The organism is Pseudonocardia sp. SID8383, from assembly GCF_009864975.1.
Lineage (GTDB): Bacteria > Actinomycetota > Actinomycetes > Mycobacteriales > Pseudonocardiaceae > Pseudonocardia > Pseudonocardia alni.
In genome coordinates this window covers 1-1532 of the sequence record NZ_WWFY01000637.1, presented here as the reverse complement: position 1 = coordinate 1532, position 1532 = coordinate 1, and the positions used below count along the sequence as shown (strand labels likewise).

Annotated in this window: 2 protein-coding genes; one reads left to right on the top strand and one right to left on the bottom strand. The window is 76.6% G+C overall.

Translation table 11 applies throughout. The annotated features are described in order from the left end of the window. The coding region (locus GTW08_RS15685) for a sulfatase (RefSeq protein WP_161152124.1) at nt 1-1167 on the top strand (1167 nt) is incomplete at its 5' end. A gap of 4 nt (nt 1168-1171) precedes the next feature. On the opposite strand, the gene GTW08_RS15680 is transcribed toward GTW08_RS15685, so the two are convergent. After that, a partial coding sequence (locus GTW08_RS15680; RefSeq protein ID WP_202417227.1) for a RibD family protein occupies nt 1172-1532 on the bottom strand: 361 nt, incomplete at its 5' end.

Genomic DNA, 1532 nt, shown 5'->3' with positions numbered 1-1532 from the left:
GTCGGCGTCGCCGCGCTGCTGGCCGCGGCCTGGCTGGTCGTGGGCACGGTCGCCGACGCCCGCCTGGTCCCCGGGGTGCCGGTGGCCGCCGCCGACGGCGTCGCCGAGGTCGCGCACCGTGCCCAGCAGGTCCCCGAGATGCTGCGGGAGCGCCGCGAGCTCACCGAGAGCCTGGCCCGCGACGGCTGGGACGACGCCCAGCCCGACGCGCTGCTGTCCGCGCTGCGCGGCAAGGACGTCGTGATCACCTTCGTGGAGAGCTACGGCCGCAATGCCCAGAACGCCCCCGCGATGGCGCCCCGGATCCGGCCGGTCCTCGCCGAGGCCGACGCCCGCCTCACCGCGGCCGGGTACGGCGCGCGCAGCGGCGTGCTCACCGCACCGATCAACGGCGGCGGCAGCTGGCTCGCCCACGCGACGCTGTTCTCCGGGCTCTCCATCGCCGACCAGGGCGCGCACGACCGGCTCACCGCGTCCGACCGGCTGACGCTGCCCCGCGCGTTCCGCGACGCCGGGTGGGAGACCACCGTGATCACCCCGGCGACGACGCGGGAGTGGCCCGAGGCAGCGTTCTTCGGCCACCAGCGGGTGTACGCCGGCGACGACCTCGGCTACGCCGGCCCGCCGTTCAGCTGGTCCCCGATGCCCGACCAGTACACCCTCGACGCGTTCTCCCGGCTCGAGCTCGACCGCCCCGACCGGGGCCCGGTGCTCGGCACCGTGGTGCTGACCTCCAGCCACGCGCCGTGGTCGCCGGTGCCGCCGCTGCTGGACCCGGCCGGGATCGGCGACGGCGCCGTCTACGGGCCGTACGCCGGCGGCCAGCAGTCCTACGACACGATCTTCTCCCTGGACCGGGAGACGCTGCGCGGGGACTACCTGACCTCGCTGGAGTACGCGCTGCGCAGCGCCACCGGCTGGGTCGCCGACCGCCCGGAGGGCGACCGGGACCTCGTCGTCCTGATGCTGGGCGACCACGAGCCCGGCGCGACGGTGTCCGGGCCCGGCGCGGGCTCCGACGTCCCCGTCTCGGTCATCACCCGCGACACCGACGTGCTGGACCGGATCGACGACTGGGGCTGGACGCCCGGGCTGCTCCCGCCGCCGGACGCGCCGCCGTGGCTGATGGCCGAGTTCCGGGACCGCTTCCTGGCCGCGTTCTCGTGACCGGTCAGGACGCGCGGTAGCGCAGCAGCACCAGGTCGCCCATCGGGCGTGCCTCCACCAGGGACATGCCGCGCTGCGGGCACTGCGGGAACCGGCCGTCCTGCACGAAGCGGGGGGCGCGGGCGTCGCCGACGAAGAACGGCGCGACGACCACGTGCAGCTCGTCGACCAGCCCGGCGGTGAGGAACGCGGTGTGCACGCCGCCCCCGCCCTCGACCAGCAGCCGTCGCACGCCGCGGGCGGCCAGGTCGTCGAGCACCGCGCACGGGTCCGGCGGGTCCCCCGCGGCGACGACCTCGGCGGCGTCGCCGAGCAGGTCCCGCAGTGCGGGGGCCGCGTGGCCCGCGGTGAACACCAGCGGCGCG